This window comes from Pantoea sp. JK, assembly GCF_026130245.1.
Lineage (GTDB): Bacteria > Pseudomonadota > Gammaproteobacteria > Enterobacterales > Enterobacteriaceae > Pantoea > Pantoea trifolii.
Window position 1 is genome coordinate 170,269 of the sequence record NZ_JAINFN010000001.1, and the last position, 25,737, is coordinate 196,005.

The window sequence follows — 25,737 nt, forward strand, 5'->3', positions numbered from 1 at the left end:
CAATCCACTCATTTAATTGAAAATGAATACATCGTTCAAATCCAACTTCATCCCTTGTACTTCTTGAATTTTAGATTGTACTTTTTTGAAATAAAAAGTAACTGATGTTATAGTTTCATCAAGTTTTGGAAGTTTCTTCTCTACCTCTCCCTGATTGATAAACTCCCCCAAAACATCATCTATTTTAGGAGCTAAAACATAGCTGAGGTCTTCTTGTAATTGCATCATTTTAATAGTTAGATAATTGTAATCACGCATAACATCATCAAATATAGTTACATCACTTCTAATCTTGCAACCAACAATTGATGCCTTAAATATATCTTCTCTCATCAAGCCTACTTTATCAGACATATTTTCTAATAATTTTGGTAGCTTTTCATTGCATGCTTTCAAATTGGCAATTACTCTTCTTTCCTCTTCATTAGTTGTTGCCTTATAGAATTGTCTTATTGCCTGCTCTATGCCGTAAAGAATGTAAAATACATCCTGTGTCTTTGAAAGGCTCATCACGTCCTTATGAAGAATTTCTATAGCAAAGTTACTAGCATTCCTTTTTCTTTCTTGCCCTAAGAAGTCCTTGGCATAATAAAAAGCATAAATGGCAATTACAAGTGATAACATTGAAGAAACTGAGCTTATGTAATCAGTGATTTTTACATCTTTGAATAACTCAGGTGAAAAATGATGGAATCCTATAATCATCAAGAAAAAAACTAACGTGATGGATATTAACAAATAAAAATGCTTCAAGATTAACCCTCATGAGAAACTGTTTATGAAAGAATTATTGTTATATAAAATTAACTACCACCAATCAAGATTATCAGTACTTTCCACACATCAGCAAGAGGGATTATGGGAAGTAAAACCCCAAACAATGCCAGTACAGGGATCGCTACATAGTTCCATGCGATGATAAACGTAAGCACATAGCCCAATGCCTGACGCCATGTGAACCCTTTGCGTGTTTCTTCTAACGTGATCTCATTTTGTTGTTCTGAGTTCTTAGCAGCTAACTCTTCCTTACTTTCCTGCCTTGTAGTGAAGTAGCCTACTGCTGCCTTCACCAAATCAATGATTGTCCCTAATCCGAACATTTTACTAATTCCTTTAGTTGTACGACGAATAGTTGTACCCATACGCCCTTGATGAATACCTTACGTTTACGTAGGATTCTGCAAGGCCATTCTTCATCGTATCGTTTCCATACTGAAAACTGACCAGGTTTAAGTGATGGTTCAGCACCATCCATGAATGCTATATTCATACACATTCCCGCATTGGGATTTACTGAGTGTTCCCCCGTATGAAATTCAGGTGCCATATCAGAATAGTGAAACATATAGCTGTTCATAAGTGGTTGAACATCACCAAGTGCCAAATCTTCGTTTTCTTCTTTTGTATAATGTTTTTCCATTACTCGATCCTTTTTGTGATTTTATAGTTCCCTTTGATATCTGAAATTATTAACGTTGCCCCGTCTTCTGCATTTTTGAAGAAGTCGAATACCATTTTACGTTTTTTCTTTTCCTTAACACCAATGACACGTTTCTTATGTTGTTTCTTCGATTTCTTGGTCGTATCGATTAAGTACTTCTTACCCTTCTCTTCAACTACAATTAACCGTTTGTTAGCAAGCCCTTTCTGCAATCCACTAATGTTCCCCTGTTTACTTAATCTGGCATTACTTGTAGGGATAAGCTTTTCATACAGTTCATCAGCATCTGAACTATTAATAACTGTTCTTAGATATGCTGCCTGAGCACCACGGACAATGATTTGATTAGTTCTGCTGCCATTAGCGTTACGCTTGAAGTTAAAGAATATTGCTCTGTTGGTAAATGCTACTGGACCACCTGCTATATCATTATTTAATTGCTTCTGTAGATCTTTAGCGAGTAGACGCATTCTCAATGTGATTTCAGATTGCGTCTTATTACCAAAGTCTGTACCAGTAGATCGCAAATGTTTAATTGCTTCGTTTGGGCTTCTGCCGGACTTCCATCCACTCATGTTAACCATCCTTGTATTTCTTGTATTACGCCAAATAGACGGCGGCGATCTTTCGCATTAGGTAATCTTGCTTTATGCATCAACGCGAGATTGATACACGATGGATGTAAACCCACTGATAGAATCAAAGCTGCCTCAACAAGTAGTGTTTCCTTCATACTTTTGAAAGGCCAAAGGATTATGCGTGTGTAGCCAATGCCTTCTTCAATCTTAGCGTTAACGATCTTTGAACTTGATGAATACTCACGCCAGCCGTTTTCCGTACTTGTATCCTTCAGTTTGCTCGCGTCCTTAACACGCTTGTAAAGGTGTTTAGAACCCACATACCACGATCCATCTTCAAAATGAAATGCGTAGACAAAGCCAACATACCCGCCGCTAATTAATTCTTCTTCAGTAACACCATCCGCATACTTCCACGGATTCATAGCTCATCCCTTCAACACGTCATCAATCATTTTGTTAACGCGATTGGGTGTTTGGCGATACCAGTTCGAATTCTTCACCTCTGCAATAGCTGTTGCATAGTTGCCAGCACGTAATGCCGTGATGAATTTCTTGAATTGTAGTGTTTTAGTGATCCCTAGTTGGAACACCATAAGCACCATGAAATCGTTCCAGATACTTCCAATAGGTAGGTTTAAACGTAATCTATCTACTTCAACACGAGCATTGCCAATATCAACAAGAAGCAAAGCATCAGCTTCTTTATCAGTTAATCCATTCTCGAAATTTTCATCAGATTTAACTAAGTGACCATAGCCGATAGTGTCATAACCTAATGAGTCTTTATAAACCCGGAACTTTCCATTTTTGTAATATCCCTTGTACATTTGATAGGCTTTTGTACCCTCATATTCTTTTAGTTTTGCAATAATATCCATTTTTTAATTCCTTTTATAAAATGGTTAACTTCTGAAGTATTTATTAAGAACATAAAAAAAGGCCAGATTATTGGCCTTTTGAAGTTCTCTCTTCGAGCAGTGTCAGTACTCGAACTAAATCCATCTGGATTTGCTCGATCTTCTCACTTAGCTTTTGTATTTCCGTTACATCACGTTCAAGTGTTTCAAGTTTTGTCTCTGCGATTGTGACACGTGATTCAAGTTCATAAAACCGTTCTTCATTTCTATTAGAATCATCTAAGCGATCTCTATAGACTGTGTACAACCAGATAACGATAGGTATCAGTACTGAGGCTAATAGCCATTCCATAATTGATCGTCCCTTAAAGGTTATTAATTTATATATTGTATTTATTAATAACCAGTAATATATGCCAAAGGAATACGTAGGCCAACTGAACCAAGTGCAGTATTATATGTGTTCTGTAGTTTACTTACATATCTCACTTGGATTTGTGAACCTGTCCATCTTATACATATACCCGAATAGCCAGTAACAGTACCATCATCACTGATGTTTCCTGGACATGCATTCTGTAAGAACCAAGGATTATAACTAAGCGACTTCACATAGGTGTTATTTTGAAGATCATAGCCAGGTGGAATATCGATGAAATCTAATATGCGTGGCACACTCGCAGCACTTACTGCTGACCAGATTAGGGAACCTGAAGCATTATATACATCGAGATAGCCACTACTGACCGCAAGCGATTGAGTACTGATCATCATTTGACCTGAGTTGGGCTGGAACTGATCAGCACCGGGAAAGCAGTATTTACCCGAATTCATCCTTACCCATCTTGTACTTACATTAGGGTAAAAATTCTCTGGAAGAAAACCAAGGTCATAACCACCATTAGTGGTAAACGGGCTTTCAATCTGATAATAGCCATAATCAGTAACTGACGTAATTTGTTTGTATTGACTGATCATTGCTGGTTTGTTTGTTCCATCAACGGTGAGAGCACCCGCACTGTTGAAAGCTTGAAAACCACTCATTCATACCTCCAAATATCGAAGGTAATACTTCTTGTTGTGAGTAAAGTACCAGATGGTAAATGTGAAACTCTGTAACCACCGTCATAGCAACGAACCGCGAACACTTGCCATAAATTGCCAACTTGTGGATAGACGATCCAACCGTCGGCAGTCATACCTGAATAGGCAAAATTCCATTGGCTAACACCAGTGTTCAATGTTTGAGTCTGTGACCCCACATAACGCAAGTTGTAATCTTGCAAATCTACAATTAAAGTGCCGGATGCGTTCCAGCACTGTAAACCTTGAGCCATATTAAAATAATCCCATTCTTACGCGTAACACGTTGTTAGCGTCATATACCAATATTTGTGTGTTATTTATTACCAATCGACCATTTCCATTACCATTGATATAGAAAGTACCAGCCTTATTGATTTGCCAGCCTGATTGGTTAGCTACATAGTTGTTACTCTGAATAGTGTTAGCTATCTGGGCTGAACCTATTGATGCGTCCTGTATCTTCGCGGCGTTGATTGAAGCATTAGCGATCTTCGCGTTAGATACTGCCAAATCTGCAATTTGTGCCGTACCGATTGCCGCGTTTTGAATAACTGCGGAATTCAACCAAGTGACACCGTTCTGTACCACAAAGGGATATACTTTAGTTTCATCCCCTGCCGTTGCAGAACTAATCAAACTGAATCTATCTGCAATGATGGTAAACACTGAGGTTTGTTCTTCACCATCAACTTTAATACCAATACCAGCAACATAGCCATTAGAGTTAACAGATAGGTAATAACCAGTACTTCCCACTTCTTCAATGATTGATTCAACCACTGAATTAAATTCTGAACTTTCAAGTATTCCATCAATTACATCATCATTTAACTGACTAAACGGAATCGAGGTTTGTTGATTGAATGGAATCATATCAGTATAGATAATGCCATCCATCCCAAACACATCATATTGACCTGCTTTGATGTAATATTGACCATCAGGTACTGTTACCCATTCGGTGTACCATTTGTCAGTTGTGAAGTACTGCACACCTGTTGAGAAGTCTTCACTTGAGGACACAAGGAACAAGATCCCGGCATAGTCATCTGGTCTGTTCGCATCATCCCAAGTGAACACAATTTGACCAATAGCAGATCGAGCCACGAAGTTTTGTAATTGTGGTGCCTGTGGGTTATTGACCGATAACTGTACTTCCGGTGAGTATGTACCGCTTGTTGCACCCCATGCCACGACACCGATCTTAACGTTACGTCCAATGTTGTCTGACTTGTTCATTGCCAACGTGTACGTAAAGTTGTTGTCCTGTGTGTAATAGGACTTCACCTTAACACCGCTGGTGTTATAGATGATTACTTCATACTTGGTGAAGTAGGTAGACCACGGCTTACCATTGACGGTAAGTGATGCCTGAGAATCCCATGAGAAAATGAAGTCACTACTGTTTGTCTGAGTAAGTGAGCCTTCGGCATTCACAAGACGTAGGCCAGTGATACCCGGCAACGTAAATTCATAGTCTGGAGTAACACCGCTGATAGTTAATTTGCTTGAGATAAAGCCAAGGTTGTTAAATGCGGCAACAGCAAAGTCATACTGCTGGTCAGCCTGTAGTGAGTATAATTCAAAGCTTGTAACGTACTGGCTAACCTGCCCCGCAAATGACCAGGTATCTGTACCTGTGATTCTGTAATACACATAATAGCCGCGTAGGTACGGATCAATAGATGCATCCCAATCCATCAGTACAACCTGCCCATTGGCAACCGTACCGCCTACTTTCGTAACCTGTAAGTTAGTTGGTGGAACAACATTCACTACTTCACTGATTTGACCATCAACGGGGAAGACACCCGGATCATCACCCTGATAAATCTCGTTGTGGTACTCAACCGCCGTTAGCTGAACTAAGCCGATTGAATCTTGAGTTGTAGCAATATCCTTACTGATGATACGGAATAGCTTGTTGGTATAACCCACTTCAGTAAATGAAACATTGATAATATCCCATACCTTGAGATCCCAACCATCCATTGTTGAAAAGCTAATCTGCGATTGTGAGTACTTCAACTTGAGCAAATCAATGTTGACCATAGCTGCCACTGCGGTTTTATCATATGACCACGTATAATCACGTGCTACGGTAATGATCTGACCATCTGATAGGATAACTTCATCTTCAGTAATATCTGAAGGAATACGTAATACATCATCTGAATAGCTATTGTTAACGTTTTTCCAAGTTGCATCGACTGTGTTTGCATAATCTGACATACCAGTTGTTGTTACTTTGAAATCACCATATATGTTTGATTCATTGAAAGTAGCAACTGAAGTACCCTGAACATCAACAGTCATATACATCTTACCAGCGTGAATATATAGAATACCGCCGAATGTCTGTAGGATTAGCTCAATATTACTCTTATAGGTTTGTGAGTAATCAATAGCACCATTGCTGTAATATTCAAAGTTTTCGCAGTACTGAGCACAAGAACGGAAACTATCTAAATCGATAATGTTCGGATCTAATCCCATACCAAACTCAGTGTTAGTCACCAGGTCATAAATCTGACTAGGGCCATTACTTGCACAACGCATTTGCATATCGACTAAATCACGGATGATACGGCCTTTCGCAGTACAGGTAAGTACATAGTTATCATTAACTAATAGGCTATTTTCAAGGCTCTTTTGAGTTTTCTTTATGACTGAATAAATTTGTACAACGCCGTTGCCGTGGAATGTGTCATTATTCCAATTAGCACCTGCGTATTCTCCTGCCAACACCTTTGGATTTGTATAATTTGACTTACCAAAGTACACTTCAAGTTGAAGATAATCACGATACTTACTCGCGATCTTTTCAGCACTAACAACACCTTCAGTAGTGATAGGTTGTGCAAGTACTGGTTCATCATCGAAATAGATTTGTTCAATGATGTTTGTGATTTCACCCATTGCAATAGCGTGAGATGTGAATAGGTATTGTGATTCATTATTCTGTACGTTATACCAGTTAACAATGCTTCCCGTTTTGATATAACATCCATTGTTTAAATTAGGCTTATCACCACCATACAGAATAGGCATACCTGAAGTTGGGGCTGTTGACCTGCTTAAAGTAGTTGCTGTATCACTTGTTGCCGCAAGCCCTAATTGGCTTAACATACTTGTTGCGACGTATGAAGCAACGCCCGCTGCTGCACCATATGCCGCTGCTGCATACATGGATGCACCTCCAGTGTATGCCGCCGCAAATACTGCAACTGCGGTTATAATCGCACCTAGAATTCCATTTCCACCCGATCCCATTATTATTATCCTTTTATTGCATAAAACACTTTATCCCTGAATTCAGAAAGGCGTTTAACTTCAAATTTTTTAGTGGTGTGATTTACTGCAAGAATTACATCATTGAGTACAATACTTGCGTTGAGGTTATCAATCATGATATCCCCTATAACTGGATATTCAGTAATGACACCATGAGTAGCAACTAATGCTTCGAGATCATCAAATCCGTTATCTGTGAAAATCTTTAGTCCGTCTTTAACGGTTGAGTACTTCCCAAATGCGATAGGTGCATATTCTGTATCACATAGAATATCAATTACTCTTACAACGATAATGTTACAGTCATTTATACCTAATTCGTATGGGGTACTTAATACTTCCTCAGCAAGAGCAAGTAAGTGTTTAATTCTTTCTCTTTTATTCATTATTATTTGTATTTCCAAACCTGATTGGCATTAACAATACCTAATAGACTAAAGTATGCATCGCCCGGATGCGTTGATTGATGCACTGAGTTTGCCGCACTGGTCTTAGTCTGTACGTCAAGTTTCTTCCAAACGCTGTTAAGGTTAACTGTCAATTCATTAGTGATGTTATCTGCGGTGTTATTACTTACTGATTCAAAGTAATCAATGTATCCCGCATAGATTAAATCATGTACAAGTACTGAATTATCAGCGGGGCTAAGAATTGTAAGATAGACGTTTACCTGTGCTGATTTGAAAGCACCACCAAGAGCAAGCACTCTAAATGAACTGTTTACGTTGCTTACCTTGAAGGCGATTGAATCGTTGCTAATGTCCTTCTGCTCAGTGAATGTTGGGAAACTATCGTTGATAAAATCGGGGAAACTTGTGTAGTTGATTCCACTCGCAACAATGTCTATATACCCATCAGTAAGGTGAATTGCATTAACACCAGTTCCCTGCTGTGGGTAAACATCAACACATTTAACATGAACGCCCATAGACATTAACTGAGCAAGATTGAGTACTGTTAGTGTTGTTCCATGCGTCATATTGTAATAACTGAGTAATGCTGCATTAGTGAATATAGCTGAATTCATAATTAGATATCCTCAGTTGCTTTCAAAGTAATCTTCATTATGTTCTCAACATTGAACTTTAGATCATTATCAACATCGAGCACAAATGAACCCTGTAAATTGTTATATGTGACAGTTTCATTAATAGCTACTGATGCACGTAATGGTGGGAATACTGTCAGTACATTACTTGCGTTATTGATTACGCGATAAATCTTCTTATGGTTTTGGAATTGAATCAGAGTTCCAACCTCAAGGGTATTGGCACTACATGATATAGCTGATACGCCCTTAGCGGCTGCTGCGGTAGCACGTACTGAAGCAGTTTGTGAACCGTAATAGGTACTCAAATGTCCTAAGTCCATACTGAAAGCTGCACCTTGCCCGTACTTCGCAATGAAACTTTGATATTCCTGAATGTCCTTTTTATTGAAATTCAGAGTGAATTGGATCTCGTAGTATTGGATGCCAGTACTTCTCTGGAGCTGTGAACCCGTCCAACTACGGTTGCTGTAGCGTGGTTCTTGTGATGACAAAGTAAAGTCACCAATCTTGATGTTTTTTGTGAAGAGTGCCACTATTGAATACCTCATTTAATTAATACATGTATTTATCCTATGGAAAACTACTCTTCTATATTTAGCCTTCTACCTGCACCTTTTGGTTTCATTGCTGCTGTAATTGTGTTGCTATTCGTATTTCAATACATTCGAAACAAGACAAACTCCTCTTACGGATTACTTGATAAACTATGGGGACTATTGATAGGTGGCAAAAGCTTCAAAAACAATTCGATTTTAGAGTTTCATGAGGAAATGCAGGATATCGATAGATTTAACCTAATCTATAATATGAAAGCCAAAAACACGGAAGAAATAACCAAGATGAAACATTGGCTTAAGGAGAACAACTATGATATTAGAGATCTTTCAAAATTAGGTTCATTCTTTGACATAGGTGAGTTGAAGATTAAAAAGCCCAAGAAATTAGGCTCTTTTGGGATTTTTCTTTTACTGATTGCAATGATACCTGTTGGTTTTTTATGTTTTGTCCCACTAGTGAGTTTTGGTGCAATAACTAAAACATCTGATAGCGACACCTTGATGGTTATAAATGCTGAAAAAGCCATAGTGCTCGGTGAGCATTTTGCAATCCACAAGGATGATTGTAGTTTTAAAAAAATCGAGAAGGATAGATTATCAACCTTTACCAAATTATCTCCTAATGACATAGACGATATATGCGAAGCATTTAATGATGAGGCTTTTAAAAGAATCGTTGTGAGTTTAAAAAGAATTGAAAGTATATTTTCAATCTTCGGCTTTGGCATAGTTTATTTTTTTATCATTCTCTTTCTTGAACTTAACCGTAGAATGTATGCATCAACTTTCATTTCAAGGCATAGTGTCTCGTAAGCTTAATCGAAGTTAGGAATTCCGTTTCTGTGCCGAACGTACTGACTGCAATACGCTGTTAGAATGTTTTTTCAGCATCGAATTCATCTGAGCGTCACTCATGTTGGTACTTCCTTGCACGATGAGTGGAGCATTGACGTTAATCGGTGTATTGCCTGTATTACCATTCGAATTAGCATTTGATAGGTATTGAGTAAGATCACGGTTGTTACTCCTGGATAAAACACGCTCACCAGCCTGTAATATCCAGGTACTTTCATCTTTGCCGCCCATTGTTGGTACTTTATCAATACCGCTGTGTGCCTGACCTTGTGCCGCCCCCTTTGCAGTAGTGATAATTGAAGCACCCATTGATAGGATTTGTGCGTAATTAGCAATGTTCGCCGGGAATGGCGTAGCAAGTGCCCCCGCTAAAGCTTCCTGAATCTTCATTACAGTACTGGCAATACTCAATCCGCGTTGGATAGCAAAAGCGGCTTCTGCGGCCTTTGAACCTTCGCCAAACGCACCAGCCATAATCGTACCTATATCACCGGCTGCACCTGATAAAAGTTGCATTTGTGACTGTGTATTTTCACTGGCTACATTGAGGATCTTTTGATTGTACTTGGCCTGAATAGCGGAACGTCTCTTTTGATATTCCTCCTCACTTGTCCCAAGTTTCTGATGAAGAATATCCGACTGTTGAAGTTCCAACTGCTGCTGTTCCTCCAGTTCCTTACGCTTCTGATCCAGTACATTACTGTTGTCATATGGGTTACTTGCATCATTACCAGAGCCTGAGAGGCCAATACGCTGATCTTGTTGCATCTGTAATTGGTTAGCTTGATCTGTACTGAGATTACCGCCTATAGCCTTTAACGCTTCTGCTTGGTCTTTGAGTCCCTGATTGGGGTCTGTATAACCAATCATCTGATCAACCATTGCTTTGTACTGTTCTACGCGGGTTTTGTATGCCGCTGCGAGGTACTTATTAGTTTCGGCTTCATTGAGCTTTAAGATCTTCGCGTTGTCTTTAATCTTCTGTACAAGTACGTCCTGTTGATAGCTAAACTGACTTAGCTTTGTTGCTGCGGTATTTTCACCAGTACTGGCAAGAATTGCCTGTAGTGATTTCTGGGCTTGAGTTTCTTTCGCAAGACGTGCCTTTGAATCTGCATCAGCTTTCTTTGCTGCTGCCGCTGCTGCCGTGTCTTTCTTCTTCGCTTCTGCCGCATCACTCGCATTCATCTTGTCTACGAGGGATTGACGCTTTTCGGTGTAATCCTTGGTCAATTTGTCCAATGCTGCATTCTGTGCCTTAACGTCACTTCCATATGCACTGATTAACGATTTCTGAATTGCTTCTTTAGTCTGCTTGTACTGTGTCTCAAGTAGGTCAATCTTCTGCTGTGCTGCTTCTTTGTCAGTCTGGAAAGGTTTCATTGCTGCATCAATTGTACTTTTCTGAAACCCAGCATCGTATTCTTTCTTGAGCTTGTTCAAATCACCTTGAAGAACCATTGCCTGATCAATCTGAGCTTTTAAGTTCTTCTGTTGTTCTTGTTGTTTTTGTACTTGATCACTGACCATCTGTGATCCATATATACTGGAGTTACCCACTACTTGCTGAACGTAACCTTTATTGTATTCCTTAACATCATTAATACCCTTCTCACTTACCGCTGCGGCGGCTGCTGCGACGGGTTTACTGTTTAGAATAGAAGTAATTAAACTCAGAATTTCGGCAAGGCGACTTGCAACAGGTGCAAGTACTGAATGATTCCATGATTCCCATGCATTACTTAATTGTAATGTCGCTGCCCGGTATTCTGCGAATTGTTTTGATTGTTCTTCAGTTAGTGTGATTTGTTGTTGACTGAGTAAATTATTATAGTCTTGTTCTGAATTGTATTCTCGCAGGACGGTTAATCTTTTGGTTGCATCACTACCCATTGTTTCAAACATATTGACCATCTGTGATGCAGAAAGCCCCTGTGCCTTTGCTGCAAAGTATATTTTTGCATACACGTCTTCACCACTATCAGCCATTCTTTGAAGTTCAAGAATATTCAATTTCAATGGTTGAATAACATCAGTATACATACTGCCCGCTAGGTTAGTCAGTGCATCACCAATCCTGTCCTTAATATCCTTCTGTTGGTCTGCAATGTTTTCCATATTTAAACCAACACTGGCATACATATTTGCCATTTGTTGGATCTGAGATAGTCCCATCTGGCTTAATGACGCAGCCTGGAAAATTTCAAATGAACGTTCTGATGCCTCAGCTACTTTATTAAATGCAACGGCAATACCAGCGGCGGCGATACCCGCCCCGGCTGCAAGACCGAGAAGGCCAGTACTCATACCACCTACACCACCCGCTACACGGTTCAGGCCATTTGATAAATCACCAAAGATCCCCCCGGCTTCATCTCCAAACTGACCAAGTGCATTGCCACCCTGTGCAAGTGCTCGTCTTAGTCCAGAGATATCACCATCAACTTCAAAAATCATCTGTCGATTATTATTTGCCATTATTCTTACCCTTTAATGCGGCTTCCTTAATACTTTCTGCAAGTGCATTAAAGCTGCGTCTGTGTTCGTCTTCTTTTGCCTTCTTCGCTTCTTCATCAAGTTCTTTAACTGTCTTATTACTGAGTAATCCGAATAGATCCCAATCAGATACTTTTGCAGATTTCATACCCTGTTCAGTGAGATTACCTGACGACATAAGAATTAAGTGACAAAGGTTAGCAAATCGGATTTGCTCAATCCGAGCACCATTAGGCTCAATAACTGCGTCATATAGCATTAATGCCTGGAACAGTTCTGGATCGAGTTGATCGAGTTCATCCGGTGAAAGCCCCCGTTTGTGTATCATCTTTAGGCAGAAGTTAATACGGGGATCACCGGATCTTATTTTTTTTCTACTTCATCCTGTGGTGAAGCAGATTCATAGAGTTTTAGAACTGCCATGAAAATCTCATTCGCAACTACAGCGTCAAGTTCATTAATGTCAATTTTTCCAGATTCTTCACCATCGGCGAATACGTGATAACCCGTTTCATCAGTTACACATAGAATGAGTGTAGCCTTTGCAGTACTGCACTTTTCGTAGTCACTAAGTGTTGGGCGATGTGCGTATAATTCAACACCACTTTGTAAAGTAATCTTATGTAGTTCTGGCTTCAATGCCGATTTTAGTTGTTCGATATTCATTTTAAGTTCCTTTTATTATGAATGTAATTAGGGGCTATTGATTATGCGATTGGAAGCAAACCACTTGCGACCGGCCCCTGGTCCACTGCAAATGTGAATTCGCGAGTAATTACCGAGTCCTTATCGCCAGCCAACTGATCACCACTAATATAACCATTATAAATCACATAAAACCCTTCGGTTTTGGTTGGATTCTGGAAGTATTCGAGTTTCAATTGAATACGAGTTTGGTTTTCATTAGCATCAACTAATTGCTGGTGAACTTCATCATCTGCAAGATAGTTAACAGTGATAGCAATATCCGCAATACTTTTGGTTCCTAAAAGCTTACGGTTATATGGGCTATTAAAAGTGACTACGTCAATTACTGTTGAAGTACCGCCAGAAGTGGTAAATGATGCCAATTCAGGAATTTCGGTGAAAGTAGTTGAAGAAACATTACCTGCTGTACCAATAGATGCAGTAATGGTGGCTCCGTTTTGAATATTAAATGCCATTATGGATTATCCTTAATTTATTACACCCTACAAATCCTGTGTAGGGGTTTCATATTATTTATTGTTTAGTGAGTCAATTTGAGATTGTAGATTAGCTATCTGTAGGCTCATTAACTGTATAGTTGCCACCATATCAGCCATGATTGCACGATCTTCTAGACCCCAAACTATATCAATTTCCAATTGTTCATCAGTTGGTTTTACTGCGTAACGCTCATCAATTACGTATGCATCCTGGGCGAAGAATCCACGTCGAGGTTTATCCAGTATATTTTGATCGTTGGTGAACTTCTCATTCCAATAAAATTCAACTGGTTTAAGCTTGCTAATTCTTATCGCCGCATCTTCTGGGGAAACATCACCAGTATAATTTTTTAGATTCTTATCTGAAGTTGAAACTGTGATTGTTCCAGTACTGTTAGGCAATGTTTGTACTAGTTGACTGCTACCATTGATATCACCTGCATAGAACCGCCTTGAGTTGCCTGATGCAAGATTGACCATACCAAAACGAACACCAACTGTTGTATCAGCATTAGAATTGAAAATAGCAATTTCACCATTTGTGCCAACTTTAGCGGAGTTCACTGAAATGTATTGACCAACAAAGAGTTGACTTAAGGTTCCTCTTAAGTGTCCAGTGAGGTTAACACCTGAAGCATTTAAATCAATTGCTGAAGTGCTATCCGAGTTTTGAATTCTAGCAGTACCGTCAGCACGCAAACGCATTGATGCCGATCCAGAGCTATACAAACCTAGTTCACCGCTTATACAGGTAATGTCTCCCCCTAAACCACTGGAGCCGGATGCACCGTGCCTAAAGGTAAATGCGGTACGAGCTTCAACACCAGTTGTGTTATCTATGATATCCATTCGGGAAATAGATGATCCACCAATTGTAGAACCGGAAACTAATGTTGTTGAAACATAATTAGCACCTGCAACACGATAATCAGAACGTAGACTACCACCATAAACGGTTGTACCTGTTGCTGGTAAAGTTGTATCCGAGTTAATTACATTGAATGTGGTATTAGCAGCACTGAAAAGGCCATTAACACGAATTAACCAGATACCAAATGCAGAAGGTGGACGTACTTCACCGCCACCATCACGACCATAAATTGGGTTTGAATCTGATGCATTGAAATTAGCATTAGCCATGCGTGCTCTATCTGTGCCACCAGAAGTACCTGCCAAAAGGTTTATTGCTCCACTCAAACCAGAAAAAGCCCCAGTACCGCCAGAGAAGAACCCATTTAGTCCCGCCCCGGTTGTTGCAGAGAACGATCCCACAATGTTAGGTAATGCACTGTCGCGAATTGAACCCGCTGTTAGACTTGATGAAGTACTTAGACCACGCAAGTATATGTTAGCAAGGGAACCACTCTGAGAACCATTTAGATCTGGCATACGGAAAGTTGTTGAACCATCACCCGTTGAATACATACCACGGTTACTAAATGTTGCCCCACTTACACCGCTGTTCTGCCAAAGTGCCTCTGTTACACTATTTAAAATACCACTTGAAATAGCTGCCCATAAATCAGGATAAGTAGCACGGCTAAGTAACTGTCCATCTGCGGGTAAGTGGCCCCCAGGCATAGCAGCACGTGTACCAACAAACCATTCAACAGCACCAAGGAAATTATTCATAACCCCGTTAATGGTAGCGGTGCCTGAACCAGAACTTGCCTGTAGTTGGCGTAATGTTACTGCGTCATATGCCGCTGCCGCATCGGCACCTAAGCGAAGTGGGCCAGATAAGGCAGTTAACGAAGTAATATCACTGTTATCACCCGATTTAGCTGCACTGATATTAGCCCGGATAGTTACTGGTGTTCCTTCGCTCAAGTTATTAGCTATTGCGAATGATCCAGTATCAGTACTGGTCAGTGTGACGTCATCAGATAAAGGCTTGCCGTTTACTGTACGCTCGATAGGTACTGCTTCATCTTTTGAATAAACATCCAAATTGGTGCGGGCAATTGCGGTATCAGTTAGATCAGACAGATTATTACTGGTCACTAACTGTACAGCATTCAAAACGGCATCAAGCCCTACATCAGACTTATCAAGTACAACATTATCAGATAGAGGTTTACCATTTACAGTACGCTCAACAGGTACAGAACCCGTATCGGCATATGTGAGTGATACATCATTAGATAGAGGTTTCCCGTTTACTGTACGGGTTGTTGGTACTGCTCCTGTATCGGCATATGTCAGTGACACATCATCAGATAGAGGTTTCCCGTTTACAGTACGGGTTGTTGGTACTGCCCCAATGTCAGTGCTGGAAAGTGTGATATTAGAACTAAGTGCCTTCCCGTTAACGGTACGTGACAATGGCACATAGGCAGCATCACTACTTTCTTTGCTAGGGATCTCAGTCCAGCCGTGATCGGTGTTCTTGATATAGAGGGCAAGGTTTCCCGTTTCAGGCATTGCCAGTTGTGCGGTTTGATCACCTCCATTATCTACAAATGCGATGCCACCCATATCTGTACTGATCGGGTTATCATCACGTAATGCCGGTACTTTGATGAAACTGTTACCTGTGGGGTATAATGCTTCATATTGCGGGGTAGTCTCTCCGTCAGAGCCAACGCCATAATCCCCAACACGCAATTGTGCCGGATCGGTAGCCGTACCTCTGCCAAGCAATTCTTCTGCCGTGAAGGTATAGGTACGATCATACACTGCGTTCTGGTCTGCACTATCCTGATAGCCGCTGATGTAACCGCTAAGTATTACATAGTGCTGACTCAATGAGTCCTGAGATTCATATAGAGCAACTTTAATTTGGAAATTTGTACCATTTGTATATGCCGTATCAAGGTACTGATGCGATTCGTTATCTGCGATGTAATGAACTACAATTGAGACTGAATCAATTGTCATGTTGCCTGAAAGTACTGAAGTCCATTCATCATTATAGGTTTCAAGTGTTGTATTACTTGAGTTGATTTTTACTTGTGGGAATGTACCTAACTGGTCGATATTCTTATACGCAATGTTATTCGGTTGCGTGTTATCGGCTGCTTCATTATAGAAAATGTAGGTATTCCCTCCGTGGAATACTGACGACATTAATTTACCTCGAAATATAATTTAACTGAATTGTTAACATCATGGTATTTATGCCGGATGTTGTATCTGTATCTTCCGTGATGGAAATGACTGTAATTGTACTGACTGATATATCTAGTTCAGTACTGAAAGACTTCTGGAAATCTACATTACGGACAAGATCATAAATCTGTGTCATAACGTCCTGTACAGTACTTTCATCCTTTGAAGTACATGCGATATCCATTGTTAGGGTACTGTAATTCTTAGTGCCCAAAGGGATATTTTCATTTTGTTCTAATAGATTGCTGAATACGAGGATGTACTCTGCCGCGTCCTGATTGATTGAGGTTGCTTTTCTTACCTCAAGCCCCAACGAAAAAAGGGAATCACTTACATGATTCTTAATTTTGATAAGATTCATTAAATTGACTCCCGAAAGTAGACATTGATGATCCCTGACAGGTCATCAACAATGTTATAGACAACCTGAAGATTTCCCTGATACGTGAAAGTACTGGAATAATCCATCAAGCCTTTTTTTGTTGTTAGATAGGTTTCTTGTGTTTCAACAAACCCTTCAGCAGTATCAATAGCTACTGTTATGGATTCGAATATAACGTTAAGTTGTGAACCATCAGTAAGTACTAATGATTCACCGAAAGCATCAATCAGGACGTTCAACTGTGAATTATCAAACGCCCTCATGATTAAGCACCCGGATGGATGATTTGGAAACTTTCTGGACGTGCAACTTTGTGATCCATAGTTGCCCAAACACGTAGGTACAAACCACCACGGTTACGGGAAGTTGTTAGATCGCGATCAAGTTCAACATCACTTCCCCACTGTGCGATAACGATTTGAGAGAAATCACCAAGGATGATTTGACCATCAGCAACAAGGGTTGATTCGATTACAGGGATTTCACCCGCTAATAGTTGTGCGTCACCCTGGCCTTCAACTAAGAATTTAGCAGCGGTGTTACCTTTAACAATTTGTTTACGGCAAGCAGCACGGGTAGCAGGACTCATCACAGCAACAACAGAACTTGATGCTACGTTACGTGAACCCAATGCACCCATTGCATCAACTACTGCGTCAAAATCCATTACACCAGAAGTTGCTCCAACAGTTACGTTGCCAGCAGTAGTTGCTTCAGTAACAACACCAGCCAATACAGCTTTTTCAAGTTGAGTTGCTGCACCCTTGATCATCGCGTCTGTAGTGTAGCGTTCAGCAGCACTTGCAGACTTCATCATGATACGTGTTAGGTAAACTGAACCAGTGAAATCAGAAGGTTCTAAGGTCACTTTGCCGAAAGCTGGAGTTGCTTCTGGTGAAGTACCATCTTCAGCAACGAAACCAAATGAATCGGTGAAATCGCTGTTTAGAGCTGGTAGAGATAGCTTACCGTCACCTTCCAAACCTGAAATTACGGTTAGAGGGAATTTAGCAAGTACAGAATTAGCACGAAGAATATCGATGTATGAATCATACGCGATTGTTTCTTGATTTAGGTTTGCACCTGTCGTGGTATTCACAGCACGGATTGAAGTAACTGGTACTTTAACGCCGCGAGTACCCATATCTAAGCCTTCAACTTCAGCGTCAAGATTAGACATAGCTCGAATGCTGTTAGAAAGAGAAAATTTATTTTCCATAATATTATGTTCGTCCTTGATAGGTTCTTTTAGTTGACGTTTGAAATCTTCAACGCTAATTCCTTTAGCGATTGCATCAGATACGTCTAATTTTAAAACGCGAGCCATTCCATTTAGTTCGGCTATGCGTTGTTCTTCATCTTTATTTATCAACTCTGAAATTTCAGATTTGACTTCTTCAATAACTTCTTCAACAGTGTCCACTACTTCAGAAATTACGTCTTCGACTTCCTCAATTACTTTTTCAACAATTGATTTATCATCTTCAACTGCATCAGTTACTGTTCCTTGTACTTCTTCAGTACTGGTTTTATCTAATTCAGGTTGTTCACCATGAATTGAACGTCCTACACCAACGAAATCGTCAGCAGGTACTGAAACCATAGAGATTTCATAAGGTGCCCAATTGGTAACAATTAGATTATCCCCGTCAATTTGATAATCATTGATTTCATAACCAACAGAAACTTTACGTAGCACTCCCTCTTTTACTTGTGAGTACTTTTCATCCCCCATACCAACAGTAGAGAAACGCACTAATGCACGTCCTACTTTGTCAGAATCAATATTCGCATCTTCAACAATGCCAATGTGCTGATTAAGATCGTGGTTGAAAAGAAGTGCTGCACCATTTTTAAGACGGGAAAGATCTACTGCATCTTGAGTATGAAGTAGGATTTCATTGTAATCCTTACCATTAATGCAACGTACAACGGGATTTTCACTTGAGAATGCTATCAGTACTTCACGACTATCATTATTCGTCGGTACTTCCTGTACCTTCATTTCCCTCTTCTGGGTTTTCTTCAAATCCATTTGAATTTTCTTCCTCAATTTGTTTAAACACTACATCTGGCGAATACCCCATTTCGTGAATAATTTGTTGTTTTGATTTAAGTCCTGCATCAAGTAATATGATTTCATATTGGGCATCTTTCACCGGATCTATTGAGATAGTTTTAACGGGAATATAGTGGGCAATTACGATTTCATCAAAATCACTAAAGCGACCTAACTTATTATTATTTAGCAATTCATTAGCAAGCCAGTTTGCATAGATAGGTTTAAGTACACGACTAATCATCACGTTTGAACGTGTCTTGAAAGTAGTTTGTTGTAATCTGTCTGCTAACTTTGCAGCACTGAATGATGCATTACTCGTATCACCCATAAGGTTCATTTTGGTAATACCTAATGACATACTGATTTGGTTCATTAAGTTATTGACAAAATCATTGATACCATCAACACCAGCATTAGGGTTAACGGCTTTAATGTCCTGACCTGCGTTTAGTTCATATATACTTCCGGCCTCAAGATATTCAACGTTAAGACGGGTTTCCTCACCTTCTTCAAGTTCATAATCACTTGTCTGGCTGTTTGTAATGAAAGCAGTTGTACTTGCTGCCACCTTCTTACTGATCAATGTAGCCTGAATGTATTCCTGTAGTTCCTGAAGTACTTTCTGACCTGCAAACAAATCAGGTATTCCGCGTTCCTGATTAGGGAATTCGGGGATGAAGTAGTGAATTATTTCACTTGCATCAACACGTTCATATGAACCAGTATCAATCTGGTATGTAATCGGATTGTAGTTATGTACGTAATATGCGATTGGCTTACGTGTACTGCCATCGAACTCAATACTGTTACTTAAATAACCAGTATTAGTTAGTCCAAAACGAGTATTAACGAGGCGAGCCGCATCAATGATTTCGTACTGATTACCACGAATGCGAATGAAACATTCACCATCGCGAGCACGTGTCTTTTCAACTACCTGTTGGAACAAATCAAGGCTTAGTTGTCCGTCATAGCTGAACTGATCTGGATTATCAGCAAAGCGATAAAACAGCTTTTCGATAAGTAGATTAGTTTCACTGTTGTCAGTACCAGCAACGCCGATTTCAACGTTAGGTTTGATAGTAATCCCATCGGCCCCAACAACGCCGTCTGCACATTTCTGGATGTAGTTCTTTGCGATAGGGTTGTTTAGTGATAGTTCACGCGATTTGTTACGGATGTGAGTTAGAGTAAATTTAAGTACTGAATTAATATTTGTACTTGCTACACCAGCAACGCCAAAATCGATAACTGGTTTACTTCCGTTAGTGATTGAGCGTTTTAGTTCCTTGTTACCAATCTGTTTTGATTCAGTATGGCGTTTCTGTTTTGGTACATTTTGCGGCTGTACTTCCGTTTTCTTCCTTGAAAACCACATACTACTTCCCTCTGAATACGGTTACTGATTTAAAAATTCCCGATTGACCGCGTATTCTGTTCACTTTCTTGATGTACATTGCACGTAAAGACAGTAATGAATCCAAGGATGAATTTATTATTGTCTTGTTGTTAATAGTGATTTGGCTAACTGCGTTCTTTGCACGGTCTTCAAGTACCTGATCAATTTCCTTAATCATGGTCAATGCATCATTAAGAGCATCACTTGAAGCCAGTGGATCGATAATTTCAACCTGTGAGATATTAAGAGTGCCATTGGTATTATTCACAACTGCGTAATTACCTTCAGTGAAAGTAGCTGTATCAACAATCACTTCAGTAGCTACTGAAAGTACGTTTTCAACTTCATATACCGTTGTTGTTTTGTTACCAATGACAATCTTTGTATTTGCGGGAATAGTTAGAGTGAACTTCTCACCAATATAGATTAATTCTTTCATTTCATTCCTTAGTTAAACCAGTTATTACGCTTCCTCGTCGGTTGAGTCTTTACGGGTTTAGTTACTTTTGGTTGTTCTTCCGTGTATTTATCATTCTCTACTTTGTGTTTATAGACATGTTCACGTAATTGTTTATAGGGATTTGAACCTATTCTATGAAGAAAGTACTCTTTGGCTATTAAGGCATAATTCAGACAGTCCAGTGTTTCATTACGCTTATAGCCCTTTTTCAGTACCCAATAGAGGTTATCACCCTTGCGTTTAAGTTCTTCACTGGTCAATTGTTCAAAATAGTCATCTGGAAGATCACTAGTGAAGTGTAATTGAGTAGGCATTTCTTCCCATTCTTCACTTACGGCTCCATTAAGTAGACGCCGTATGGTGTTCTTACCTTCATTGACGTTGAGCATGAGTAAATCATGACCGCCTACTCGACTTGCTTTGAATAGGTCACTTGATGCGGATGAACTTCCTTTAATGGCGAATACATACTTGCGGGTTGATGCGTAACGGTAAATCGTGCTTGATGCGTTACCGTTTGAACTATCGATGAACGATCCAAGTACTTTTACCGTTCTTCCAGTGACAGTACGCAATGGTGCATTGATGAACTGATCAAGTTCCGTGTATGCCTTTGCTCCAGGCTTCGTACAATCTGGTGCGAAGAATGATCTATGGTCAAGTACGTATACTTTCTTTTCACTAAATCCAATCGTGGTTACTTCAAGACGGTCTAACTGTTGGTCAATGCCATGTGTCACGGCAAGTACATCATCGGGGATTGAACGGATGTTGAAAGTACTGTTACGTAGGTTCTCCAGAACAATCAGATCAATATCCGAATTCATCTCATCATCCCAGGGCAAACCCAAGGCGTTGTTGTAGAAACTCATGAGATCGAATTCAAAGTGTGCCTGTGCGAACTCTGATACTAATTTTCGAATTGTCGTAATCGGTGAATAGAGCCTTGAAATCTGGAATCCGGCTATATCTTTCACATCAGGGTTTGTTGCAATCCACCTACCCTGTTTAACCATGCGTATACGTTGTGCTTCACTGATTTCCTTATCGCACTTTGGGCAATGTAGTGCTGCCGTATCCTCATCAGGTAATGCACGGCGACCTCCATTAATCTGACGCCATTGAAAGCGTACATTCTCCCATTCAAGAGTATGTTCGTGCTGGCAATGGGGACATGGAACAAAGAAGCGGCGTTGATCACTGAGCACGTACTCGTTACAGATCAAATCGTCTTTAAGCTTTGGTGTACTTGCCACCATGACAAGGCCATCTGTGAAAGTACTGGCACGTTGTTCAGCAAGTCTTAGGGGATTACCTTCTTCACCATCTGCTTCAACGTTTGATACTTCATCAAGGAATAGTCTCTTGATTGTCTTCCCACGAAGTGTTGAAGCTGCATTAAGGTTTAGCCAGTACAGGAATGTTCCATCAATCATCTGTGTCTGATCTGCGTTGTTCGCAAAGTTCTTATTGTTCTTATCAGTAACTATCTCGGAGAGAATATCTGAACGGGAAATTACATTATCAAACTTCCCTGTCTTCATTAGCTTTACTTCTTTTCCAGTACTGGAAGCAAATGCCATATTGGAATTGTCATTAGCCATAAAGTACATAGCAGCATTTAGCATTATTGTCGTCTTGAGAAGTTGAGCCGAACTCATCATGCAAACCTTGCGAATTTTGGGATCAGTGATAATGTTTAGTGGCTCTTTTTGAAATTCAAATAATGTAAGGCGTTGTCCACCCATAGGGCCATCAGGAAAGGTTAGATTTTCTTCGCACCATTCACTTGGTTTCATCCTCTTCGGTGGAAGTATCTTCTTCACTGCCCGATTCAGGATCTTCGTTAACTTGTCCTTGTTCATTTTCTTCCTCTGGCATCTCATATTCCTGATTGCCAATTTCATTCAGTACTTCATCTATGAAGCCTGCTAGTTTCGTTTTAAGTTGTAGTGCATCCTGTGATTCAAAAAGTTCTAAGTAATGCTTCTGTGGGATTGTGCGTAGATAGTTCTTTAGTTGGCTGAAGTACTCACTTAGGCTGGATTCTAGATAGGCGGTATCAACCACCAGCGATAACTGCTTTTCAAGTTCTAACTCTGCCTGACTTGCTTCTGCGGCCATACGGCGAAGGCGTTCACGTTGAATCTGTTCGTTTAGATCGGTATCTCTAAGGGGCTTTAGGATGTTTTCAACTACCCATGCACGGATCTGTTCTTCAGGCCATGACATATCAAGCCCTTTAGGTATCCATGCCTGCCTAATAGTTGACTCGTCGTATCCGTAGACACGGCCTAGAGAGCGTATTGAGATTGTGTTACTCATAGTTGTTCCTTTTTAGGTTAGCTATGAGTATTTATGAGGGGCGGGATAGCTTTTTTTATTAATATATAAAGATAATAAAGGGCTGCGAAAACTCCCGCACATTTTATGGTTGAAGAGAACCTGCTGTATTGACTTAAATATCACCATTTAGTAAATTGCATCTTTTATATAAGGAAATTGTGATGAGCATCAAAGCCATATATTTATCTGATTCAGAATCATTTGAGAGCCTCATCAGGGATTATTATAATAAAACAACAAACATTGAGTATGTTAAATATGGCAGAAAGGGACAAAACCAAGACGGAATTGATCTTATTCAAAAAAGAAAGAATCTCAATGGTAATTGTAACGTTATTCAATGCAAAAACTATATAGATACAAAACTAACAATAAGACAAATAAATGATGATTTGAATAAACTTTTAAGATCTGGGTTGTCTTACGGAACGGTTTCATATGTCACATCAAGCAAGCCTGATTCGAAATTAATAAGGAAGGTACTTGAAAGTGAGTTCATCCAAAATAACTTCACCTTCGATCTTGTATATTATGATGATATTTTTGAAAAAATCATAAATTATCCAGATCTAGTTGAAACCTACTTTCATAAAATGAAAAATAAACCAACCTTTATAGATAGCAATATTTTAAGACAAAGTGATATTCGTTTACTTAATGACGTATGCAGTTGGTTTAGGATCCCCCTATCAAACATCACAAGTATCATTGAAAATTCATTGCATAATTACACCCCCGCTTTAGAGGAGTTTAACTTAGCGATTGATCATTTAGTATACGAAGCCCCAAAAATACAAATAAAAAGAGAAGGCGTAGAGTATGAGGTCGTCTTTTTTGATGAAAACTTAAATGACTTCATCAATACGCTTATTCTAAAGAAACATGAGTTACTTGAATTTACAATGGAAAACTTTGATACTGAAGAAGTTGATAACCCTCGAATCATGTTTAGATTTATACCTAGTGAACATCTACAGACAGCACAATTAAAATATCATGCCTTCTCTGTTAGGAAAAGTTTACTTAGTAATTACAGTAACTCTGTAAAATTCTTACTAACTTATCTGAGAACATGCTATCCGGAAGTTAATGTAATGAGTAAAAGATAAATCTAGGCACTAATCAATCCTTTAACTTTAAAGCACCACTAGTTATATATATGCAAGTCAACTATGCGGGCCTCATTGATTACACAGCCAGTACTGCTCTGTTCGTCAAAGAATGCCTTGTTGTAATGACAGTCTGATTGGAACTGAGGCCTGTAATACTTGGTGCCATTGCGTGTACCAGCATCAAAGAGCACTACAGCTTGGTTATCAACATAACCAACATAGGCTTTATCCATCCATGAGTGATGCGAGGTACATGCCGTGGTTAAAGCAATGATTGCTGCTATAAGTAGTTTTTTCATTTTAATTATCCCTACATTAATTGTTCTATGTGCTTAAGACGTATAGGTCTGTACCTGCCAGTATTGATACCAGGCACGATCAGGTTGTTTGTGTATTTGTTCATTTCGTTAAGTACTGCTGGAAAGATAGCTTTGTCTTGGTTTCCCTCAGTAAAGGCAGTATCGAAAATTAATCCTTCAAAGCCCCCTTCCATCACTGCAATCAGGTTTGTGCGTACACCGCTGCCGAGATTGCCTAGCCAAAGCTTGTAACGGTCGCATAGCTCATTCAGAAGGCGGTTCCTACGCCCATCGATCAGATTTGGGAAGTCCTCAGTGAGCATCAAACGTATAAAGGGATATGTATCGAGTAACTTACTCAGGTTTGTTTCGTAGCTGAGCAATGAGGCAATGGAAAATCCAATTGGTGTTACCAGCATGAGATCGTGCTGTTCGAGGTATGCAGCCTTCCCCTCTATGGAATGCAATAGAGTGATGAACTGGTCTGTACTCTCAATCTGTTTTTCGAGTTGTAGGCCTATGATCTTGCCGTCTGCTGTGTGTAGCACCTTCAAAAAAGTTTCCATGTTTGATATCCAATTTGAATATATGATCAATAATTGATCATTTTCGATATCATTTGAAGTAGCGATAGCACGCAATGATCAATGTAACGCATTGAAAATGATCATTTTTATTTGTTTTTTTGGCCTTGATCTTGTTAACTCACAAAATCACTGTATATAATTACAGTTATACGATATTGGAGGAGTTAATTACATGGGTAACAAGAACATGTTTAACCCTGCACAAACTTCAGGTGTTCAGTACTTTTGGACAAATGAACGAATAACGGTACTTCATCAAACCGGGGCTTACTTACCGCACATTGAACCGGGTGAAATGCTGTTAGTGGAGACAAAACCCGTTGATGGACAACGCATGTTTTGGTTTGGAAGGGTTACACAAACGGCCTATTGGTTTGTACTGGACGAGCCAGTATCAATATACGATGTTGATAGCTGGTATAGACACCAGCAAGAAATGATCGATGCACACAACGGTAATCTTGATGAGTTTTGTGATATGCAGGGTGAGTTGCCATTTTGAAAGGATAGCCCTGAACCACGGAAAGTTTGTGCAGAACAACCCGCTGTTACGGTTCAGGGACTCTACAATATA

29 protein-coding genes are annotated in these 25,737 nt (G+C 39.7%); 3 read left to right on the top strand and 26 right to left on the bottom strand.

All coding sequences use genetic code 11. The annotated features are described in order from the left end of the window. Positions 1-12 precede the first annotated feature (12 nt). The 12 genes from PanJK_RS00835 to PanJK_RS00890 form a co-directional block, all read right to left on the bottom strand. On the bottom strand, positions 13-753 hold the full coding sequence (locus PanJK_RS00835; protein ID WP_265296776.1) for a hypothetical protein: 741 nt from the start codon (positions 751-753) through the stop codon (positions 13-15). Between the two features lie 50 nt (positions 754-803). Then, entirely contained in the window at positions 804-1,100 is a 297-nt protein-coding gene (locus tag PanJK_RS00840; RefSeq protein WP_265296777.1) for a hypothetical protein, read from the bottom strand. Continuing rightward, entirely contained in the window at positions 1,088-1,420 is a 333-nt protein-coding gene (locus PanJK_RS00845; protein ID WP_265296778.1) for a hypothetical protein, read from the bottom strand. Before PanJK_RS00845 ends, PanJK_RS00840 begins: the two co-directional genes overlap by 13 nt. Next, positions 1,420-2,016 (bottom strand): hypothetical protein, encoded by a 597-nt coding sequence (locus PanJK_RS00850; RefSeq protein WP_265296779.1) that lies wholly within the window; start codon positions 2,014-2,016, stop codon positions 1,420-1,422. Before PanJK_RS00850 ends, PanJK_RS00845 begins: the two co-directional genes overlap by 1 nt. Then, positions 2,013-2,444, bottom strand: a complete 432-nt coding sequence (locus tag PanJK_RS00855; protein WP_265296780.1) for a hypothetical protein — start codon at positions 2,442-2,444, stop codon at positions 2,013-2,015. Before PanJK_RS00855 ends, PanJK_RS00850 begins: the two co-directional genes overlap by 4 nt. Before the next feature lie 3 nt (positions 2,445-2,447). After that, a complete protein-coding gene (locus tag PanJK_RS00860; RefSeq protein ID WP_265296781.1) occupies positions 2,448-2,900 on the bottom strand; it encodes a glycoside hydrolase family protein in 453 nt (150 codons plus the stop codon). Positions 2,901-2,967: 67 nt separating this feature from the next. Beyond that, a complete protein-coding gene (locus PanJK_RS00865) occupies positions 2,968-3,231 on the bottom strand; it encodes a hypothetical protein (RefSeq protein ID WP_265296782.1) in 264 nt (87 codons plus the stop codon). A gap of 44 nt (positions 3,232-3,275) precedes the next feature. Further along, positions 3,276-3,923 (bottom strand): hypothetical protein, encoded by a 648-nt coding sequence (locus tag PanJK_RS00870; RefSeq protein ID WP_265296784.1) that lies wholly within the window; start codon positions 3,921-3,923, stop codon positions 3,276-3,278. Positions 3,924-4,217: 294 nt separating this feature from the next. After that, complete coding sequence (locus tag PanJK_RS00875) at positions 4,218-7,238, bottom strand: phage tail tip fiber protein (protein WP_265296785.1); 3,021 nt, start codon at positions 7,236-7,238, stop codon at positions 4,218-4,220. Positions 7,239-7,243: 5 nt separating this feature from the next. Next, positions 7,244-7,645, bottom strand: a complete 402-nt coding sequence (locus PanJK_RS00880) for a DUF6950 family protein (RefSeq protein WP_265296786.1) — start codon at positions 7,643-7,645, stop codon at positions 7,244-7,246. 2 nt (positions 7,646-7,647) lie between these two features. Continuing rightward, positions 7,648-8,286 carry a DUF2163 domain-containing protein gene (locus PanJK_RS00885; RefSeq protein WP_265296787.1) on the bottom strand — a complete coding sequence of 213 codons (639 nt, stop codon included), beginning with the start codon at positions 8,284-8,286 and terminating at the stop codon, positions 7,648-7,650. Positions 8,287-8,288: 2 nt separating this feature from the next. Then, entirely contained in the window at positions 8,289-8,843 is a 555-nt protein-coding gene (locus PanJK_RS00890) for a hypothetical protein (RefSeq protein WP_265296789.1), read from the bottom strand. Positions 8,844-8,882: 39 nt separating this feature from the next. On the opposite strand from PanJK_RS00890, the gene PanJK_RS00895 reads away from it, so the two are divergent. Next, a complete protein-coding gene (locus tag PanJK_RS00895) occupies positions 8,883-9,680 on the top strand; it encodes a DUF6216 family protein (protein WP_265296790.1) in 798 nt (265 codons plus the stop codon). A 12-nt stretch (positions 9,681-9,692) separates the two neighbouring features. On the opposite strand, the gene PanJK_RS00900 is transcribed toward PanJK_RS00895, so the two are convergent. Genes PanJK_RS00900 through PanJK_RS00955 form a run of 12 tightly spaced genes read right to left on the bottom strand, consistent with a single transcriptional unit; the run spans position 9,693 to position 23,144 of the window. After that, complete coding sequence (locus PanJK_RS00900) at positions 9,693-12,200, bottom strand: hypothetical protein (RefSeq protein WP_265296791.1); 2,508 nt, start codon at positions 12,198-12,200, stop codon at positions 9,693-9,695. Continuing rightward, positions 12,190-12,546 carry a hypothetical protein gene (locus PanJK_RS00905; protein ID WP_265296792.1) on the bottom strand — a complete coding sequence of 119 codons (357 nt, stop codon included), beginning with the start codon at positions 12,544-12,546 and terminating at the stop codon, positions 12,190-12,192. Before PanJK_RS00905 ends, PanJK_RS00900 begins: the two co-directional genes overlap by 11 nt. A gap of 35 nt (positions 12,547-12,581) precedes the next feature. Next, the gene (locus tag PanJK_RS00910; protein WP_261243776.1) at positions 12,582-12,884 is read right to left on the bottom strand and encodes a hypothetical protein; all 303 of its coding nucleotides are present in this window, start codon (positions 12,882-12,884) and stop codon (positions 12,582-12,584) included. A gap of 41 nt (positions 12,885-12,925) precedes the next feature. Continuing rightward, positions 12,926-13,381 carry a hypothetical protein gene (locus PanJK_RS00915; RefSeq protein WP_265296793.1) on the bottom strand — a complete coding sequence of 152 codons (456 nt, stop codon included), beginning with the start codon at positions 13,379-13,381 and terminating at the stop codon, positions 12,926-12,928. A gap of 54 nt (positions 13,382-13,435) precedes the next feature. Further along, complete coding sequence (locus tag PanJK_RS00920) at positions 13,436-16,474, bottom strand: phage tail protein (RefSeq protein WP_265296794.1); 3,039 nt, start codon at positions 16,472-16,474, stop codon at positions 13,436-13,438. A gap of 4 nt (positions 16,475-16,478) precedes the next feature. Further along, the gene (locus PanJK_RS00925) at positions 16,479-16,877 is read right to left on the bottom strand and encodes a hypothetical protein (RefSeq protein WP_265296795.1); all 399 of its coding nucleotides are present in this window, start codon (positions 16,875-16,877) and stop codon (positions 16,479-16,481) included. Continuing rightward, the gene (locus PanJK_RS00930) at positions 16,877-17,161 is read right to left on the bottom strand and encodes a hypothetical protein (protein WP_265296796.1); all 285 of its coding nucleotides are present in this window, start codon (positions 17,159-17,161) and stop codon (positions 16,877-16,879) included. The genes PanJK_RS00925 and PanJK_RS00930 overlap by 1 nt, the downstream gene beginning before the upstream one ends. A 2-nt stretch (positions 17,162-17,163) precedes the next feature. Then, positions 17,164-18,933, bottom strand: a complete 1,770-nt coding sequence (locus tag PanJK_RS00935; RefSeq protein WP_265296797.1) for a phage major capsid protein — start codon at positions 18,931-18,933, stop codon at positions 17,164-17,166. Beyond that, positions 18,875-20,338 (bottom strand): phage portal protein, encoded by a 1,464-nt coding sequence (locus tag PanJK_RS00940; RefSeq protein WP_265296798.1) that lies wholly within the window; start codon positions 20,336-20,338, stop codon positions 18,875-18,877. Before PanJK_RS00940 ends, PanJK_RS00935 begins: the two co-directional genes overlap by 59 nt. Before the next feature lies 1 nt (position 20,339). Continuing rightward, positions 20,340-20,798 carry a hypothetical protein gene (locus tag PanJK_RS00945; RefSeq protein ID WP_265296799.1) on the bottom strand — a complete coding sequence of 153 codons (459 nt, stop codon included), beginning with the start codon at positions 20,796-20,798 and terminating at the stop codon, positions 20,340-20,342. A gap of 8 nt (positions 20,799-20,806) precedes the next feature. After that, complete coding sequence (locus PanJK_RS00950; protein ID WP_265296800.1) at positions 20,807-22,618, bottom strand: phage terminase large subunit family protein; 1,812 nt, start codon at positions 22,616-22,618, stop codon at positions 20,807-20,809. Continuing rightward, complete coding sequence (locus PanJK_RS00955) at positions 22,605-23,144, bottom strand: terminase small subunit (protein ID WP_265296801.1); 540 nt, start codon at positions 23,142-23,144, stop codon at positions 22,605-22,607. Before PanJK_RS00955 ends, PanJK_RS00950 begins: the two co-directional genes overlap by 14 nt. Positions 23,145-23,326: 182 nt before the next feature. Here PanJK_RS00955 and PanJK_RS00960 point away from each other — a divergent pair, with 182 nt between their 5' ends. Continuing rightward, the gene (locus tag PanJK_RS00960) at positions 23,327-24,274 is read left to right on the top strand and encodes a hypothetical protein (protein ID WP_265296802.1); all 948 of its coding nucleotides are present in this window, start codon (positions 23,327-23,329) and stop codon (positions 24,272-24,274) included. 38 nt (positions 24,275-24,312) lie between these two features. Here the strand turns inward: PanJK_RS00960 and PanJK_RS00965 are convergent, their stop codons facing one another. Together PanJK_RS00965 and PanJK_RS00970 are read right to left on the bottom strand one after the other, a co-directional pair. Beyond that, a complete protein-coding gene (locus PanJK_RS00965; protein WP_265296803.1) occupies positions 24,313-24,576 on the bottom strand; it encodes a hypothetical protein in 264 nt (87 codons plus the stop codon). 11 nt (positions 24,577-24,587) lie between these two features. Continuing rightward, entirely contained in the window at positions 24,588-25,142 is a 555-nt protein-coding gene (locus PanJK_RS00970) for a hypothetical protein (protein ID WP_265296804.1), read from the bottom strand. Between the two features lie 193 nt (positions 25,143-25,335). Between PanJK_RS00970 and PanJK_RS00975 the strand changes: the two genes are divergently transcribed. Beyond that, positions 25,336-25,665 carry a hypothetical protein gene (locus PanJK_RS00975; RefSeq protein ID WP_265296805.1) on the top strand — a complete coding sequence of 110 codons (330 nt, stop codon included), beginning with the start codon at positions 25,336-25,338 and terminating at the stop codon, positions 25,663-25,665. The last annotated feature ends 72 nt before the right edge of the window (positions 25,666-25,737 follow it).

Bases quoted from the DNA above. Each gene is read 5' to 3' on its own strand.
- PanJK_RS00840 (WP_265296777.1), bottom strand. From the start codon at position 1,100: ATGTTCGGATTAGGGACAATCATTGATTTGGTGAAGGCAGCAGTAGGC.
- PanJK_RS00845 (WP_265296778.1), bottom strand. From the start codon at position 1,420: ATGGAAAAACATTATACAAAAGAAGAAAACGAAGATTTGGCACTTGGT.
- PanJK_RS00850 (WP_265296779.1), bottom strand. From the start codon at position 2,016: ATGAGTGGATGGAAGTCCGGCAGAAGCCCAAACGAAGCAATTAAACAT.
- PanJK_RS00855 (WP_265296780.1), bottom strand. From the start codon at position 2,444: ATGAATCCGTGGAAGTATGCGGATGGTGTTACTGAAGAAGAATTAATT.
- PanJK_RS00860 (WP_265296781.1), bottom strand. From the start codon at position 2,900: ATGGATATTATTGCAAAACTAAAAGAATATGAGGGTACAAAAGCCTAT.
- PanJK_RS00865 (WP_265296782.1), bottom strand. From the start codon at position 3,231: ATGGAATGGCTATTAGCCTCAGTACTGATACCTATCGTTATCTGGTTG.
- PanJK_RS00870 (WP_265296784.1), bottom strand. From the start codon at position 3,923: ATGAGTGGTTTTCAAGCTTTCAACAGTGCGGGTGCTCTCACCGTTGAT.
- PanJK_RS00875 (WP_265296785.1), bottom strand. From the start codon at position 7,238: ATGGGATCGGGTGGAAATGGAATTCTAGGTGCGATTATAACCGCAGTT.
- PanJK_RS00880 (WP_265296786.1), bottom strand. From the start codon at position 7,645: ATGAATAAAAGAGAAAGAATTAAACACTTACTTGCTCTTGCTGAGGAA.
- PanJK_RS00885 (WP_265296787.1), bottom strand. From the start codon at position 8,286: ATGAATTCAGCTATATTCACTAATGCAGCATTACTCAGTTATTACAAT.
- PanJK_RS00895 (WP_265296790.1), top strand. From the start codon at position 8,883: ATGGAAAACTACTCTTCTATATTTAGCCTTCTACCTGCACCTTTTGGT.
- PanJK_RS00900 (WP_265296791.1), bottom strand. From the start codon at position 12,200: ATGGCAAATAATAATCGACAGATGATTTTTGAAGTTGATGGTGATATC.
- PanJK_RS00905 (WP_265296792.1), bottom strand. From the start codon at position 12,546: ATGATACACAAACGGGGGCTTTCACCGGATGAACTCGATCAACTCGAT.
- PanJK_RS00910 (WP_261243776.1), bottom strand. From the start codon at position 12,884: ATGAATATCGAACAACTAAAATCGGCATTGAAGCCAGAACTACATAAG.
- PanJK_RS00915 (WP_265296793.1), bottom strand. From the start codon at position 13,381: ATGGCATTTAATATTCAAAACGGAGCCACCATTACTGCATCTATTGGT.
- PanJK_RS00920 (WP_265296794.1), bottom strand. From the start codon at position 16,474: ATGTCGTCAGTATTCCACGGAGGGAATACCTACATTTTCTATAATGAA.
- PanJK_RS00925 (WP_265296795.1), bottom strand. From the start codon at position 16,877: ATGAATCTTATCAAAATTAAGAATCATGTAAGTGATTCCCTTTTTTCG.
- PanJK_RS00930 (WP_265296796.1), bottom strand. From the start codon at position 17,161: ATGAGGGCGTTTGATAATTCACAGTTGAACGTCCTGATTGATGCTTTC.
- PanJK_RS00935 (WP_265296797.1), bottom strand. From the start codon at position 18,933: ATGGATTTGAAGAAAACCCAGAAGAGGGAAATGAAGGTACAGGAAGTA.
- PanJK_RS00940 (WP_265296798.1), bottom strand. From the start codon at position 20,338: ATGTGGTTTTCAAGGAAGAAAACGGAAGTACAGCCGCAAAATGTACCA.
- PanJK_RS00945 (WP_265296799.1), bottom strand. From the start codon at position 20,798: ATGAAAGAATTAATCTATATTGGTGAGAAGTTCACTCTAACTATTCCC.
- PanJK_RS00950 (WP_265296800.1), bottom strand. From the start codon at position 22,618: ATGAAACCAAGTGAATGGTGCGAAGAAAATCTAACCTTTCCTGATGGC.
- PanJK_RS00955 (WP_265296801.1), bottom strand. From the start codon at position 23,144: ATGAGTAACACAATCTCAATACGCTCTCTAGGCCGTGTCTACGGATAC.
- PanJK_RS00960 (WP_265296802.1), top strand. From the start codon at position 23,327: ATGAGCATCAAAGCCATATATTTATCTGATTCAGAATCATTTGAGAGC.
- PanJK_RS00965 (WP_265296803.1), bottom strand. From the start codon at position 24,576: ATGAAAAAACTACTTATAGCAGCAATCATTGCTTTAACCACGGCATGT.
- PanJK_RS00970 (WP_265296804.1), bottom strand. From the start codon at position 25,142: ATGGAAACTTTTTTGAAGGTGCTACACACAGCAGACGGCAAGATCATA.
- PanJK_RS00975 (WP_265296805.1), top strand. From the start codon at position 25,336: ATGGGTAACAAGAACATGTTTAACCCTGCACAAACTTCAGGTGTTCAG.